The 15,425-nt window shown below is 39.5% G+C and carries 13 protein-coding genes; 9 read left to right on the top strand and 4 right to left on the bottom strand.

All coding sequences use genetic code 11. The features are described from left to right. The first annotated feature begins 50 nt into the window (after nucleotides 1–50). The gene (locus ACH11B_RS21215; protein ID WP_130855771.1) at nucleotides 51–1,187 is read left to right on the top strand and encodes a cysteine desulfurase family protein; all 1,137 of its coding nucleotides are present in this window, start codon (nucleotides 51–53) and stop codon (nucleotides 1,185–1,187) included. Between the two features lie 95 nt (nucleotides 1,188–1,282). After that, nucleotides 1,283–1,456, top strand: coding sequence for a hypothetical protein (locus ACH11B_RS21210; protein WP_013667246.1), 174 nt, complete (start codon nucleotides 1,283–1,285; stop codon nucleotides 1,454–1,456). A gap of 39 nt (nucleotides 1,457–1,495) precedes the next feature. Here the strand turns inward: ACH11B_RS21210 and accD are convergent, their stop codons facing one another. Further along, the gene (gene accD / locus ACH11B_RS21205; RefSeq protein WP_013667245.1) at nucleotides 1,496–2,338 is read right to left on the bottom strand and encodes an acetyl-CoA carboxylase, carboxyltransferase subunit beta; all 843 of its coding nucleotides are present in this window, start codon (nucleotides 2,336–2,338) and stop codon (nucleotides 1,496–1,498) included. 201 nt (nucleotides 2,339–2,539) lie between these two features. Between accD and fbaA the strand changes: the two genes are divergently transcribed. Both fbaA and ACH11B_RS21195 read left to right on the top strand, forming a co-directional pair. Further along, nucleotides 2,540–3,619: a class II fructose-bisphosphate aldolase gene (gene fbaA, locus ACH11B_RS21200; protein WP_013667244.1), complete on the top strand. Its 1,080-nt coding sequence runs from the start codon at nucleotides 2,540–2,542 to the stop codon at nucleotides 3,617–3,619. 223 nt (nucleotides 3,620–3,842) lie between these two features. Beyond that, nucleotides 3,843–3,995: a lmo0937 family membrane protein gene (locus tag ACH11B_RS21195; RefSeq protein ID WP_013667243.1), complete on the top strand. Its 153-nt coding sequence runs from the start codon at nucleotides 3,843–3,845 to the stop codon at nucleotides 3,993–3,995. Here the strand turns inward: ACH11B_RS21195 and ACH11B_RS21190 are convergent. Beyond that, on the bottom strand, nucleotides 3,992–4,693 hold the full coding sequence (locus ACH11B_RS21190; protein ID WP_289553286.1) for a 2-C-methyl-D-erythritol 4-phosphate cytidylyltransferase: 702 nt from the start codon (nucleotides 4,691–4,693) through the stop codon (nucleotides 3,992–3,994). The two genes, ACH11B_RS21195 and ACH11B_RS21190, sit on opposite strands and share 4 nt — an antisense overlap. Nucleotides 4,694–4,755: 62 nt before the next feature. Then, on the bottom strand, nucleotides 4,756–5,805 hold the full coding sequence (queA, locus tag ACH11B_RS21185; RefSeq protein ID WP_013667241.1) for a tRNA preQ1(34) S-adenosylmethionine ribosyltransferase-isomerase QueA: 1,050 nt from the start codon (nucleotides 5,803–5,805) through the stop codon (nucleotides 4,756–4,758). 256 nt (nucleotides 5,806–6,061) lie between these two features. Between queA and ACH11B_RS21180 the strand changes: the two genes are divergently transcribed. From ACH11B_RS21180 to ACH11B_RS21170, 3 genes are all read left to right on the top strand, one after another. After that, nucleotides 6,062–7,306 (top strand): ABC transporter permease, encoded by a 1,245-nt coding sequence (locus ACH11B_RS21180; protein ID WP_289553284.1) that lies wholly within the window; start codon nucleotides 6,062–6,064, stop codon nucleotides 7,304–7,306. A gap of 303 nt (nucleotides 7,307–7,609) precedes the next feature. Beyond that, the gene (locus ACH11B_RS21175; protein WP_289553282.1) at nucleotides 7,610–8,980 is read left to right on the top strand and encodes a DUF1080 domain-containing protein; all 1,371 of its coding nucleotides are present in this window, start codon (nucleotides 7,610–7,612) and stop codon (nucleotides 8,978–8,980) included. Nucleotides 8,981–8,984: 4 nt separating this feature from the next. Beyond that, the gene (locus ACH11B_RS21170) at nucleotides 8,985–10,187 is read left to right on the top strand and encodes a Gfo/Idh/MocA family protein (RefSeq protein WP_289553281.1); all 1,203 of its coding nucleotides are present in this window, start codon (nucleotides 8,985–8,987) and stop codon (nucleotides 10,185–10,187) included. Between the two features lie 48 nt (nucleotides 10,188–10,235). Here ACH11B_RS21170 and ACH11B_RS21165 read toward each other — a convergent pair whose 3' ends face one another. Further along, entirely contained in the window at nucleotides 10,236–11,441 is a 1,206-nt protein-coding gene (locus ACH11B_RS21165; RefSeq protein ID WP_013667237.1) for a pyridoxal phosphate-dependent aminotransferase, read from the bottom strand. 208 nt (nucleotides 11,442–11,649) lie between these two features. Between ACH11B_RS21165 and ACH11B_RS21160 the strand changes: the two genes are divergently transcribed. Next, nucleotides 11,650–12,627, top strand: a complete 978-nt coding sequence (locus ACH11B_RS21160) for a cation diffusion facilitator family transporter (protein WP_149105723.1) — start codon at nucleotides 11,650–11,652, stop codon at nucleotides 12,625–12,627. Nucleotides 12,628–13,137: 510 nt separating this feature from the next. Beyond that, the gene (locus tag ACH11B_RS21155) at nucleotides 13,138–15,327 is read left to right on the top strand and encodes a glutamine synthetase III (protein ID WP_130855778.1); all 2,190 of its coding nucleotides are present in this window, start codon (nucleotides 13,138–13,140) and stop codon (nucleotides 15,325–15,327) included. Nucleotides 15,328–15,425 lie beyond the last annotated feature (98 nt).

Raw genomic sequence — 15,425 nt, 5'->3', positions numbered from 1 at the left:
AGTATAAAAGAATAAAATTCTGTTAATGGATTACTTAGTAGATTTGTAGCATGCGCGTATATTTAGATAATGCGGCAACCACTGCAATAGATGAACAAGTATTGCAAGAGATGATGGTTGTTATGCGAGACGATTATGGGAACCCTTCATCCATTCATGCGGATGGTAGAAAGGTTAGAACAATTATCGAAAAAGCCCGAAAAAAAGTCGCTGCTTTATTAAATACTTCTCCAGCGGAGATTTTTTTTACATCAGGAGGAACAGAAGCCGACAATACGGCAATTCGAAGGGGAATTTTAGATCATCAATTAAGTCACGCAATCAGTTCACCGCTCGAACACCATGCGGTTTTGCATACCTTACAAGAACTGGAAAAAGAAGGGAGCATTAAGCTAACACTGCTTGACGTTGATGCGAAGGGACATGTGGATTTATCGCAACTGGAAAGAGTTTTGCAAAATAGTCCACCTAGTTTCGTCTCATTGATGCATGCAAATAATGAAATAGGCACAATAACCGATATACAAAGGGTATCCGATATCTGTCAGACCTATAACGCATTATTTCATACCGACACGGTCCAGACAATGGGACACTTTGTGCATGACCTAAGTGCTCTGAAAGTAAGCTTTTTGGCGGGAGCAGCGCACAAATTCCACGGCCCGAAAGGAGCAGGCTTCCTATATGTTAATCATGAAGTAAAAATAAAGCCGTTCATCCATGGCGGTGCGCAAGAACGAAATATGCGAGGGGGCACGGAGAATGTCTATGGCATTGTTGGCTTGGCCAAGGCACTCGAGATTGCTTATGAACATATGGCCGAACATAGGGCTTATATACAGGGGCTGAAAGATTACATGAGAGCGCAACTTATTCAGCATATTCCCGGTGTAAGCTTTAACGGCGAGTTGGAAGCCGATCAAAGCTTGTATACGGTATTAAATGTGTCGTTTCCACCTACAGATTTAGCTGACATGTTACTCTTTAACTTAGATATTGCGGGTATTTCCGCTTCGGGCGGCAGTGCATGCAGTTCGGGATCAAATATCGGATCTCATGTTTTAACCGCGATTGGCGTGGATGCCAAACGGCCGTCTGTTCGATTTTCTTTTAGTAAATTCAATACGAAAGAAGAAATCGATTTCGTTGTTTCTAAATTGAAGGAAGTATGTCCGGAGAACGTATAACGTAACTTTCGTGATATTTATCCAACAAAATGGGTTTGGACTTGTTAATCAATTACCAACCCGTTTTTTGTTTATTTAATTAAGAGGAGGTTATTATGCGTGATGAATTGAAAGATAGAAAAAGTGACAAAGAAATCATAAAGGAAAAAGATGGAAAGAAAAAAGTCGTTGAGGTGAATCAAGGCAGTTTTTCCGAGAGAGACCATCATAGAAAAAACGAAGGTCCTGCTTTTACTGCAGACTCACCTACCACAAGAGAACGGAAATAGTGTAAAAAAAGCCTGATTTTAAATCAGGCTTTTTTTACACTATAAAATATTTCTTAGGAATGTTGCTATTTTATGCTTCATTTCCCTTCGATCAACAATAAAATCTAAAAAGCCATGTTCAAGCACAAATTCAGCTGTTTGAAATCCCTTTGGCAAATCTTTTTTGATCGTTTCTTTAATGACACGAGGCCCTGCAAATCCGATCAATGCACCCGGCTCCGCAATGTTGATATCACCGAGCATGGCATATGAGGCTGTTACGCCTCCTGTCGTAGGGTCTGTTAAAAGGGATATATAGGGAAGCTTCGCCTGACTGAGAAGCGCTAGCTTAGCCGATGTCTTGGCCATTTGCATAAGCGAAAACGCTGCTTCCATCATCCTGGCACCACCCGATTTTGAGATAAGTAAAAAAGGTAGACGGTGCTGTATGCAATAGTCGATCGATCTTGCAATTTTCTCTCCCACTACGGAGCCCATTGAACCACCGATAAAAGTAAAATCCATGCAGGCTATGACTAGATCAAGCCCTTCGATCTTGCCGTGCCCGGCACGTATTGCATCGTTTAAACCCGTTTTAGCATGGCTTTCCGCAATTCGTTCCGTGTATTTTTTTGTGTCTTCGAAGTTAAGGGGGTCTGCTGAACGTAGACTGCCAAACAGCTCAGTGAATTGATTGTCGTCAAATAGTACTGAAAAGTATTCTGCTGAGCCTATCCTCAAATGATAGCCGCAATATTGACATACATATTTGTTTTCAACTTGCTCTGATTTCAAGAGTGGTTTTTTACAGGACGGACATTTATTCCATAACCCGTCGGGAGCTTCTTTTTTATTTTCTGTTGCCGTGTTAATACCGGCACGATCTCGTTTAAACCAAGCCATTCAAAAAAATATTAGAGGTACAAAGAAACAAAAAAAATGTATAAAACGTGACCTTTTGTGTAACCTTATCACTTTATATCCTATTTTACTAAAAACTACCCTAAACGGCTCCTGCTGTTGAAAGAAAAATGAAAGGGAAAGTAGCTTATTTTAAATAAAATACCTACTTTCGGGAATCAAAAATTAAACAACGTATTACAAATGAGTTTAAAAGGTTATAAAGGTGTTCTGCATGGAGATGCTGTACAAGAGCTATTTGAGATCGCTAAAAAACATCGATTCGCTCTCCCCGCAGTAAATACCATTGGAACAAATTCTATCAACGCAGTGATGGAAACTGCAAAAGCAGTTAATTCACCGGTAATCATTCAATTGTCAAATGGCGGTGCGCAATTCTATGCTGGTAAAACGCTGGATAATAGTAAATTGCAAGCATGTATACTAGGTGCTGTATCTGCTGCAAAACACGTGCATTTACTGGCCGAACATTATGGTGTAGCGGTTATCCTACATACAGATCATGCAGCTAAAAAATTACTACCTTGGATAGACGGTTTGTTAGATCACGGCGAAGCGTTTTTTGCCCAACATGGTAAGCCTTTATTTTCTTCTCATATGCTTGATTTATCAGAAGAACCTATTGAAGAAAATATAGAAATCTCTAAAAAGTATTTAGAGCGCATGAAGCCGCTTGGAATGACTGTTGAAATTGAATTGGGAGTAACTGGCGGAGAAGAAGATGGAGTGGATAATAGCGATGTTGATAGCTCAAAACTTTATACACAACCGGCCGAAGTAGCTTATGCTTTTGAAGAACTCAGTAAAGTAAGCGATAAGTTCACCGTGGCGGCAGCATTTGGAAATGTGCATGGCGTTTACAAACCGGGAAATGTTAAACTTCAACCGGTTATCCTCAAGAATTCTCAGGACTATATTAAAGAAAAGTTTGGACTAAGCGCTGAAAAACCCGTGAATTTTGTTTTTCATGGTGGATCAGGTTCGTCTCCGGCCGAAATTGAGGAAGCGATCTCTTATGGAGCCATTAAAATGAATATTGATACCGATATGCAATGGGCGTTTTGGGAGGGGATAAAAGATTACTACAAAGCAAATGAAGGCTATCTTCAGAGTCAAATTGGTAACCCTGACGGAGAGGATGCTCCTAATAAGAAGTATTATGACCCTCGCGTTTGGTTAAGGAAGGGAGAAGAGAGCTTTGTGAAACGTTTAAAACAGGCTTTCGAAGAACTTAATTGCGTTGATGTGAACGATAAATTATAAAAAAGGTATTTTTGCCATAGTAAAGGGAAACAAGTTGTTTCCCTTTTTTTATGTTCAAAATTTTCTAAACATCCTCTCGTAGTCTTCCGATTCCCTTTCTTTTGACTAATATAAAAAATGTAAAACAAAATAGCTTTTAAAAGCTTTATTATGGCAAGAAATAAATAGGCAGTTACAGCGCAATGAAATGTGCCTGCCTGAACTAATTATTAATCGAATTGTTATGGGAAATCTATTGTATTTAATCGCTGTTGTTCTGGTAATTATCTGGGCCATCAGTTTTTTCGGGGGATACACCAGTAGCGGTATTATCCATGTTCTGTTGGTAATTGCAATCATTGCGGTATTGCTTAGAATTATCAGAGGAGCTGCCTAGTCGTTGGCTAACGACTTCATTATGACCTCTGCAAAGAGTAAATCTTCCGAAAAAGTGATTTTAATATTACGGGTATCCCCAGGTAGAATCTGAATCGGATACCCTTTTTTTTCCACAACAGAAGCGTCGTCTGTAAATGTATCACTATAGGTTTGCTCATAAGCTTCAAATAAAATCTCCGCGGAGAAAAATTGAGGCGTTTGAACGAGGAAAACGGTGCTTCTATCAACCGCTCTAGAGGTATCTCCCGACTCTTTAATGCGTACAGAGTCCTTGCTGCTGACAGCTGTTATTAGTGCTCGGTGCCGACCTATTTGTTGAAAGCCGTAATCAATGATTTCTTTAGATACAAGTGGACGTACCCCGTCGTGAACCGCGATGTAAGTTGGCTTTATTGGTTCACTTAACTGCTTTATGTGGTTTAATCCATTCTGTACGGAGTGAAATCTGGTATCTCCACCTTCAACAATTATATGGGGTACATCAAAACTATACTTAATACAAAGCTGTTCCCATTCTGATTTCAGTCGGTTATTCAATACTAATATAATCGTTGGTCTGGTGTTACTTTGTGAAAAAGCAGTCAGCGTGTGCATTAGTACCGGAAGACCATTTAATAGCATAAATTGTTTCGGAATTGCGCTTTGCATGCGCGTTCCCGATCCGCCGCCAACAATTATTACGTAGTTTTTCATCATTCCAATACCAAGAAAAATAGGCTACCCTTATTAGATAGCCTATTCGTTAAGAGTATTCCCCCTTATATGATTAACATCGCGTCACCGTAGCTATAAAAACGGTATTTCTCTTTTACGGCGATCTCGTAAGCATTCATCACATGTTCATAACCGCCAAAAGCACAAATCATCATTAAAAGGGTGGATTCCGGTGTGTGGAAATTAGTGATCATACTATTTGCAATACTGAAATCATAAGGCGGGAATATAAACTTGCTGGTCCAATCGTTTGCCGCTTTCAAGGTCCGGTTGGCCGAAACCGCTGACTCGATAGAACGCATGCTTGTTGTACCAACTGCGCATACTCTTCGCTTTTCAGCAATCGCTTTATTGACAATATCAGCATCTTTTTGTTCAATAATAAATTGCTCCGAATCCATTTTATGTTTCGTTAGGTCTTCTACCTCTACCTGACGGAATGTTCCAAGACCAACATGTAAAGTAACCTCTGCAAACTCAACACCCTTTAATTCCAAGCGCTTCATCAATTCTCTGCTAAAGTGTAAACCAGCTGTAGGTGCCGCTACAGCGCCTTCGTTCTTAGCAAAAATAGTTTGATATCTAAACTTATCTTCCGGCGTAGGCTTTCTTTTGATATACTTGGGAAGTGGTGTTTCTCCTAAGATTTCAATGTTTCTCCTAAACTCTTCATCAGACCCATCAAACAGGAAACGAATGGTTCTACCACGCGATGTCGTATTGTCTACAACTTCAGCAACCAATAAGTCGTTGTCGCCAAAATATAATTTATTCCCGACCCGGATTTTTCTGGCGGGATCAACCAGTACATCCCAAAGACGCAATTCCTTATTCAATTCACGGAGTAAGAAGACTTCTATCGTGGCGCCTGTTTTTTCCTTATTGCCATATAAACGAGCGGGGAAAACTTTTGTGTTATTGAGGATCATCACATCATGTTCTTCAAAATAGTTCAATACATCCTTGAAAATTTTGTGTTCAATTGCACCGGTTTTGCGATCAAGCACCATTAAACGCGCCTCGTCCCTCGTTTCTGCGGGTTCATGAGCAATTAACGAATCAGGTAGATTAAACTTAAATTGAGATAACTTCATGTTTTGTGAATTTTATATATCTTATTTCTTAATAATAAATAGGTCAGTCAACCTAAATATGGTAATAACAAAAACGGGGCATAATTTGTTCCCCTCTTTTATTAGCTGATAAATTAGCGCGCAAATTTACAAAAAAAAGTTTTAAAAACGTAAGCCTTAAAGGCTATATATTAGGTGATTGTTGGATAAAAACATCCGCCTATAAAAAAGTACCGAAACTTGTAACCTTTCCCTGTTTTACGTGTCTTAAGAGCGTATGATTTTTATCAAGCTATTTTTTGAGAGTTTCCGGTTTGCATTTTCAGCGTTAAGGGAAAATAAGACGCGTACTTTCCTTTCACTATTAGGTGTAACGATCGGTATTATGACGATTATTGGTATTTTCTCTGCCGTTAATACACTCCGAGCGAATTTAGAAAGTAGCGTTGAAAAATTGGGAAGTCGATCAATTTACATTCAAAAGTGGCCCTGGGGTGGTGGAGGTGATTACCCTTGGTGGAAATATGTGAACAGACCCGAGCCTACTGTCCGTGATTTTGATCAATTAAAACAACGGGCAACACTTGCTGATGGTATCGCACTTGAAGTCGGAATGTCGGACAAAACGCTCAAATTTTTGAATAACAATGTGGAGAAGGTGTACATCAGTGCAGTTTCAAATGATTACTATAAAATACGAAATCTCGAATTTCAGACAGGACGATATTTTACCGAAAGTGAATCAGAGAGAGGTACCGCTGTTGTCATTATTGGATCAACGATAGCTAAAGGTTTATTTCCGCATACGGATCCCATAGGAAAGACTATACAGGCGCTCGGGCGCCGATTAAAAGTAATAGGTGTTTTCAAGGAAGAGGGGGAAGGCATGTTAATTGATGTTTCGCTGGATAATATTGCAGTGGTACCGTTGAATTTTGCCAGAAACGTAATTAATGTGAGAAATTTCGGACCGTCGATTATTGTTAACGCAAAAAGTGGTGTTTCCTTGGATGAAGCGGAAAGCGAATTGAGAGGGCTCATGCGTTCCATTCATCGGCTTAGCCCTAAACAGGAGGACGATTTTGCACTTAATCAAACAACCATTATTACCGCGCAGCTCGATACCATGTTCCAAATTGTAAATACAGCAGGCTTTTGTATAGGCATTCTTTCTGTATTAGTTGGGGGATTTGGAATTGCCAATATTATGTTTGTATCCGTTAAAGAGCGTACCCATATTATTGGCATTCAAAAATCGCTTGGTGCAAAGAACTATTTTATACTTTGGCAATTTTTGATCGAATCAGTCGCTTTATGCATTTTTGGCGGTTTAATGGGTTTATTTGTGGTATACACCTTGGCGTTTTTATTAAAAATCATCGCTGGTATAGGCGTTGTCGTACACCTTGATGAAGTGTTGTTGGCTATTTTTATTTCCACTACTATTGGGCTCATTTCCGGAATTATACCCGCTATAATTGCTAGTAAACTGGATCCTGTTGAGGCTATAAGAAGCAAATAATCTGCCCACCGTCGCGAAAAAATTACGATATCGTTTTCGTAAATAATACATCCTTTCCAACCTTAGTATTGGGAATATTTACTAATATTGAACGTTGGGACAAAGATCCGATTGTAGGCTGTTAAATGATAGATAGCCTGCAAGGGGTGCAGTCTACAGCGTTTCAATTGATAAATATCCAATGATAACCGACTCGCTAGCAATGTTAAATTTTGTCCCGCTTAAAAATCACTCGCACATATTGAAGAAGCTTCGCTAGCCATTAAAATGTATATTATTAAACCAATATAGGGATACTAAAACATGAGAAAAATAAGTTTAATTGCTTTGAGCGCCATTGGGGTCTGTGTTTTTTCAGCCTTTTATACTCAGAAAAGCACTTGGCAGGATTTATTCGACGGAAAGTCGTTAAAAGGCTGGAAACAAGTTGCAGGGGATGCCCCTTATACCGTAGAAAACGGAATGATTGTTGGAACTACCGTTAAAAATACCGGGAATACCTTTCTGGTAACGGAAAAGGAATATGGGGATTTTATTTTGGAACTGGATGCGAAAATAGAAGGAGATCACAATAATTCAGGCATTCAAACGAGAAGTCATATCGATCAACAGGCAAATAATGGTAAAGGGCGGGTATATGGAAGACAGGTTGAAATCGATCCGACTCCACGTAGTTGGACAGGTGGCATTTATGACGAGGCGAGAAGAAATTGGCTTTATCCTTTAGATCTCAATCCGACAAGTAAATCAGCATTCAAAAAAGGAGAATTTAATCATTTTCGGATTGAATGCATTGGCAACACAACCAAAACTTGGATTAATGACATCCCTGTCTCTTATGTCGTTGATACCCTAGACAAGACCGGGTTTATCGGTTTACAGGTTCATAGCGTCGGCAAAAATGGCGAGGAGGGCAAAAAAGTCTATTTCAAAAATATTAAAATACAAACGAATAATTTACAACCCAAAAGGATAGGAAAGGAAATTTATGTTGTGAATTTAGAGCCCAACACACTTTCGTCCCATGAACGCGAGCGCGGATATAAACTGCTTTATGATGGTAAAACAACAAATAATTGGGTCAGCTCAAATAAAAATGTCTTTCCTGAAAAGGGATGGTCGTACGATCAAGGAGAATTGCGCGTGCATGCTACTGAAGGAACAGATATACCCCGTGCCGGTGATATTGTAACTAAAGAGCTTTTTAGTGCTTTCGACTTATCCTTTGAATTTAAGCTAACACCCGGTGCTAATAGTGGACTTAAATATTTCGTCGTAATCGATGACAAAAACAAAGATTGGCCTTTGGGTCTAGAATACCAGGTACTTGATGATGTAAAACATCCGGACGCAAAAATGGGACGTGATGGCAATCGGACGCTCGCTTCGCTATACGATCTATTGACTGCCGAAAAGCAGCCAAGGTTTTTAAGGCCAATAGGTTCCTGGAATAATGCACGAATCGTTGTGTATCCGGATAATAAGGTAGAGCATTACTTAAATGGTGTAAAGGTTCTTGAGTATGTAAGGGGCTCTGATGAATTCAAAAAAATGGTATCTTTAAGTAAATTTAAAGATAAACCTGGATTTGGTGAGGCAAAAGAGGGTCGTATTTTACTACAAGATCACGGGAATGAGGTGAGCTTTAGAAGCATTAAAATAAGGGAATTGTAAAAGAATGGACAGAAGAAGTTTTTTACAACAAGGCAGTTTGTTAGGGGGGAGTCTACTTATGTTTGATGAGCTGTTGGCGAAAACGAACTGGCTGAATGATAAGCCAATTAACATTGGGATGATTGGTTGTGGTGATCGGGGAAAGGGCGTGTTATCTGTCATAAAGTCGTTGCCCCAGTTATTCAGAATCAGAAGTTACTGTGATGTCTTGGACTTTAGATTAGATGAGGCAAATCATCTTCTGAAAGACAATAAGATTATTAAATTCAAATCGCATCAGTCAATGCTTGACGACAAGGATCTTGATGCTGTCTTTATTGCAGTGCCCTTGAGTGCGCATTTTAGTATTGCTAAGGACGCAATTGAAGCAGGTAAACACGTTTACGTAGAGAAAACGATGACATACTCGATTGATGAAGCAAAGCAATTAGTGAGGTTAGCTGATCAACACCCTAAACAAACGGTTCAAGTAGGTTATCAATACCGGTATTCACCCCTATATTTCAAAGTGAAAGATATGATTAGTAGCGGCTTCCTTGGCAAAGTTAGTCAGGTTGACTGCAGGTGGGATAGAAATGGCACTTGGAGAAGGGCAGTACCCGAACCTGGGCTGGAAAGGCAAATTAATTGGCGCATGTATAAAGAATTTTCCGGTGGCTTAGCAGCAGAATTGTTGTCACATCAGATCGATTTTATAAACTGGGCCTTTGATACGCACCCGGATGAAGTTTATGGTACCGGCGGTATTGATATTTATCCTGATGGTAGGGAAACGTTTGATAATATCCAAGTCATGTTTAGGTACAAAAAGGAGGGGATGATCGGTAATTTTGGTGCCACTTGCGGAAATGCGCGAGATGGTTATCTATTTAAGATCAAGGGTACCAAAGGAACTGTTTCCTTGTTGACAAACACAGGGCTGTTTTATCCTGAAAAAGAAGCAAAGGAGGCTTTAAGTACAGTAGATGGGGTAAGTGGTGCAACGAAAATTGTTTGGAACAAAGATGGCGGAACACCGATTTTAGATGAACCGACTAAAGATGGTACTTGGTATGCACTACAGGAGTTTTACAAAGCTATAAAGACCAATACGATGCCTTCGTCAAACGTAAAACGTGGTGCTAGCGCTGCTATTTGTGTCGCCATGGCTAATAACGCCATTTATAACAATCGGCCTGAGTATTGGAAGGCGGACTATGATATATAAAAAATACCCGTATTTGCTCCGGAGCAAATACGGGTATACGGAATACGTTTAAACTAATTTTTCAAGCGCAATTTTAATGCGTCGCAATGCTTCCGTTAGTTGCTCGTCCGAAGCAGCGTAGGACAAACGGATGCAGTCATTGTTGCCAAATGAATCTCCTCCTACAGTTGCCACATGCGCTTCATTCAATAGGTAAAGTGCCAGATCGGATGAATTAGCAATCGTGTTACCATTTCCATCCTTTCGTCCGAAGAAGGCACTTACATCAGGGAAGAAGTAAAAAGCTCCTTCGGGTAGATTAACCTTTACGTCCTTAATTTCTTTCAGCGCGTTATATACCAACTCGCGCCGACGCTCAAAGGCCTTTTTCATTTCATTTACCGATTCTAGTCCGCCTTCATAGGCCGCAATTCCTGCGCGTTGCGCAATTGAGCAAGTTCCGGATGTGGTTTGTCCTTGAAGTTTGTCATTTGCGGCTGCTATTTCTTTACTAGCTGCAAGATAACCCAAACGCCAACCTGTCATAGCATAAGATTTGGAGAATCCGTTGATCAATATCACACGGTCCTTTACGCTTTCAAATTGGGCAATTGATTCGTGTTGACTTTTAAAATTAATATGCTCATAAATCTCATCAGATATAATATAGATCTGAGGATGCTTTTCAAACACTTCCACTAAAGCAGCGAGTTCATCCTTGCTATAAACGCTACCTGTTGGATTGCAAGGAGAAGAGAACATGAATAATTTCGTTTTATCTGTTATCGCAGCTTCTAATTCTTTTGGAGTGATTTTGAAGTCACTTTCAATGCTGGTATTAATGAAAACCGATTTTCCTTCCGCCAAATTAACCATTTCTGAATAAGACACCCAGTAAGGAGTCGGAATGATAACCTCATCTCCCGGATTAATCACACAAAGTATAGCGTTAGATAGTGATTGCTTGGCACCGGTTGAAACGACAATCTGCGAAATATCATAATCTAAACCGTTTTCTTCCTTTAACTTCTTTACAATGGCTTTTCTTAGTTCGGGATATCCGGGAACGGGAGAATAACGCGTATAGTTTTCGTCCAACGCCTTCTTCGCCGCTTCCTTTATATGATCCGGTGTATTAAAATCAGGTTCACCTACACTAAGGCTAATAATGTTGGCGCCCTGGGCTGCCAACTCCCTACCTAATTTGGTCATTTTTAGTGTGGCCGATTCAGATAGGTTATTGATTCTTTCAGATAATATTGATAGTGTTTCCATTAGATTACAAACCTAAGCAAAATTCTACTATTTTAAATTTTATAACAATCTTTTTGATAAAAAAGTTATGAACTGTGATTTAGAATAGCATATTCGCAACAAAGTGCAATTAAGTCGACTAATTCTTTCAATATGCCTTGAGGCCTTCATTCAATTCACATTGTTATGATTTTTTAATTTTTACCTTTGCACTTTAAGCAGTCTGCGCGTGCAAGAACAGAAAAGGATTATATTATACTCGCTGAGTACCGGTATCATTTTAATGCTGTTTAAATTCACAGCTTACCTCATAACGCACTCTAATGCGATTCTGACCGATGCTGTTGAAAGCATCGTTAACGTAATAGCGAGCGGCTTTGCCTTCTATAGCATTCACCTTTCTTCGCAGCCCAAGGATGAAAATCACCCTTATGGTCACGGCAAGGTAGAGTTCTTTTCGGTCTTTCTGGAAGGCGGTTTGATATTTATCGCCGGACTTTTAATTGTCGGCAAGGCTGTTTATAATATTTTCTTTCCAGAGCAAATTAGTAATTTGCTAGAGGGAATGGGCATGCTGGCTTTTACGGGTTTGGTTAATTTCGCGTTGGGCACTTACATGATAAAAAAAGGTAAGAGCTTGTATTCGCTCACTATTATGGCCGACGGCAAGCATCTACAAGTTGACTCATACAGCACCTTAGGCTTATTGGTAGGATTACTTCTGCTCTATATGACAGGTGTACAGCAAATTGACATAGTGCTTTCCTTAGGATTAGGCTTTTACATTTTATTTAGTGGTTACAAATTATTAAGGAAGTCGATCGGTGGCTTAATGGATGAGTCCGACTTCGAATTAATAAACCAGGTTGTGCAAATATTGGAAGAAAATCGGAAGGACAGCTGGATCGATGTTCATAATTTACGGGTTCAACGCTACGGACACGAACTCCATATCGATTGCCATATGACTTTACCCAACTATTTTGATTTGATAAAAGTGCACGAGGAAGTGTCTCAAGTTGACGCCCTTATCAATAAGAAAGTACATATAGATACCGAACTCTTTATTCACGCAGACCCATGTTTGCCCGCATGCTGTCACTATTGTAATATGAAGAATTGCCCTATTAGGAGTGAGGAAAAAAAAGTGGATATCGTTTGGGATGCGCCACTTGTTATGAGAAATAAAAAGCATTTTGATGTCTAGCGCTCTTACGAAAAACAAATTGAATGGTTAAGGAGTTTACCTAATAAAGCACCTTAACGATGAATAAGTTTTTTAGAGCACTAATTGCAGGATTTACCGCCAAAAAATTGGGAGGTGGATGTTTATCGACTATAATAATTTTTATAATCGTTTATTACGCGCTTGGACATTGCAATTGATAACGAAATAGTGTCTGTTAACTCTATTTTGAATATCCTAAAATCGCGCCATTTTCTTTGTGTCTATGTGAGTGGATTTTTCTTTCTATTGAAAAATATTTCAAAATTCTAATTTATCCTTCAAAATTCTTTAAAATTAGGCCTCAATTCCCGACCTAGGCGAGCACCATTTTATGATTCCCATTTGTGTATTTTAACAACATATTCAGATAATATTTACTTTGTTGATATTTTTTTTGAAGAAATATTAGGAAATTTCGAAAAAATATGATGATTTTTACGGCATAATCTCTAAACAAAGACAAAAAAATAATAAAATCAACACAAAAGCATGTCAAATCTCAGGTTTAGCGCAGTTGAAGCTGCAATTTCTCGTGACAAAAGACCAGCAGTGATAGCCGCTGGAGAAAAAGCTTCCTCATACTTTGGTAAAAATGTTTTTACCGTGAAGAAGATGAAAGAGTATTTGCCGAAAAATGTATTCGCGAAATTAACAAGTGTAATCGAAGCCGGCGAGGCGATCGATTTTGATTTAGCGGAGCATATCTCTCAGGCTATGAAAAGTTGGGCGATCAGCAATGGGGTAAGCCATTACACTCACTGGTTCCAGCCTTTAACGGGCGCAACTGCAGAAAAGCATGATGCCTTTTTTGAGCCTGGCGGTGATGGTGTAGCCATTGAGAAATTTACAGCTGATGCGTTAGTGCAACAGGAGCCGGATGCGTCCAGCTTTCCGAATGGTGGTATTCGTAATACCTTCGAAGCAAGAGGCTATACCGGCTGGGACCCCTCTTCACCTGCATTTATTTATGAAACAGGAGGCAGCAAGACACTTTGTATTCCAACAGTCTTCTTGTCATATACAGGTGAAGCATTAGACTATAAAGCTCCTTTGTTAAAAACCCTAAACGCGTTAGATAAGGCGGCTGTTGATGTTGCACAATATTTTGATAAAGGCGTTGAAAAAGTTTTTGCTTCTTTAGGTATCGAACAAGAATATTTCTTGGTTGATTTAGCCTTATTTAACGGTCGCCCTGATTTGCAATTAACGGGAAGGACTTTATTTGGTCATATGTCTGCTAAAGGTCAACAATTGGAAGATCATTACTTCGGTGCTATTCCTGAGCGGGTACTAGCTTTTATGGTTGACCTGGAGCAAGAAGCGTTGAAACTGGGTATTCCATTGAAGACACGCCACAACGAGGTAGCCCCTTCACAGTTCGAATGCGCTCCGATGTTTGAGGAAATCAATTTAGCAATTGATCACAACCAATTGTTAATGAACTTGATGGATCAAGTGGCTTTGCGTCATAACTTCAAAGTTCTTTTACACGAAAAACCGTATGCTGATATTAACGGATCGGGCAAACACAACAACTGGTCGTTGATTACCAATACCGGCATCAATTTGCTGTCTCCGGGGAAAACCCCTAAAAATAACCTGATGTTTTTGACATTCTTCGTGAATGTTATTCGTGCGGTATATGAGCATTCCGATTTGTTAAGAGCTTCTATCGCTACAGCCAGCAACGATCACCGTTTAGGTGCGAACGAAGCTCCTCCTGCTATTATCTCTATTTTCTTGGGCAGCCAATTAAATGCTGTGTTGGACGAAGTTGAAACGGCACGTGTTGCGAAGAAAGTGAAAGCGGATAGTCAATTGTGGCATGGAATTCCTAAAATCCCTACCTTACAATTAGATAATACAGACCGTAATCGGACTTCTCCTTTTGCATTTACAGGAAATAAGTTTGAGTTCCGTGCTGTAGGTTCTTCTGCAAACTCAGCCAGTCCGATGACGGTATTAAATGCGATCGTTGCAGAGCAGTTGATTAAGTTCAAGGTTGAAGTAGACAAACAAATAAAGAAGGGAACGAAGAAAGATCTAGCGATCTTAAACGTTGTTCGTAAGTATATTAAAGAATCAAAGGCTATCCGCTTCGAAGGTAATGGATATAGCAAAGAGTGGGAAGACGAGGCAGCGAAACGCGGATTGTCTAATATCAAAACAACACCAAGAGCTTTAGATGTTTACGTGAGCGAAAAAACCGAAAAGATGTTCGAATCTTTAGGGATCATGACTAAGCGTGAAGGTGAAGCTCGCCATGAGATCTTATTGGAAAACTACTTCAAAAAGATTCAAATTGAAGCCCGTGTAATAGGCGAAATCGTTAACAGTTCACTTGTTCCTGCGGCTATTACCTATCAGAATGAGCTGATAGAAAACGTTAAAGGCTTAAAAGACCTCGGTGTAAAAGCTTCTGCTTATAAATCGCAATCTGAATTATTGGAGCGTATCGGTGAGCATATCAATATAATACTTGAAGAAGCTGAAGCTATGAGACAAGAGCGTAAGAAAGCCAATGTTTTGGAAGACGTTCGTGACAAAGCTATCGCTTATGACGAAAATGTGAAACCGTATTTTGATAAGATTCGTTATCATCTCAATAAACTTGAGCAGATTGTTGACGATCGCAAATGGCCTCTTCCAAAATTGAGAGAACTTCTGTTTGTAAGATAAAAGAGGCGGCCAAAAAATACATCCTCAAGGGTTTCCCTTGGGGATTTTTTATTTTTACCCCATCGTATTATATTTATATTAAGGTGTCTAAAATATCA

The organism is Olivibacter sp. EAT-5 (assembly GCF_044784325.1).
GTDB lineage: Bacteria > Bacteroidota > Bacteroidia > Sphingobacteriales > Sphingobacteriaceae > Olivibacter > Olivibacter oleidegradans.
This window is presented reverse-complemented; position numbering and strand designations above follow the sequence as displayed.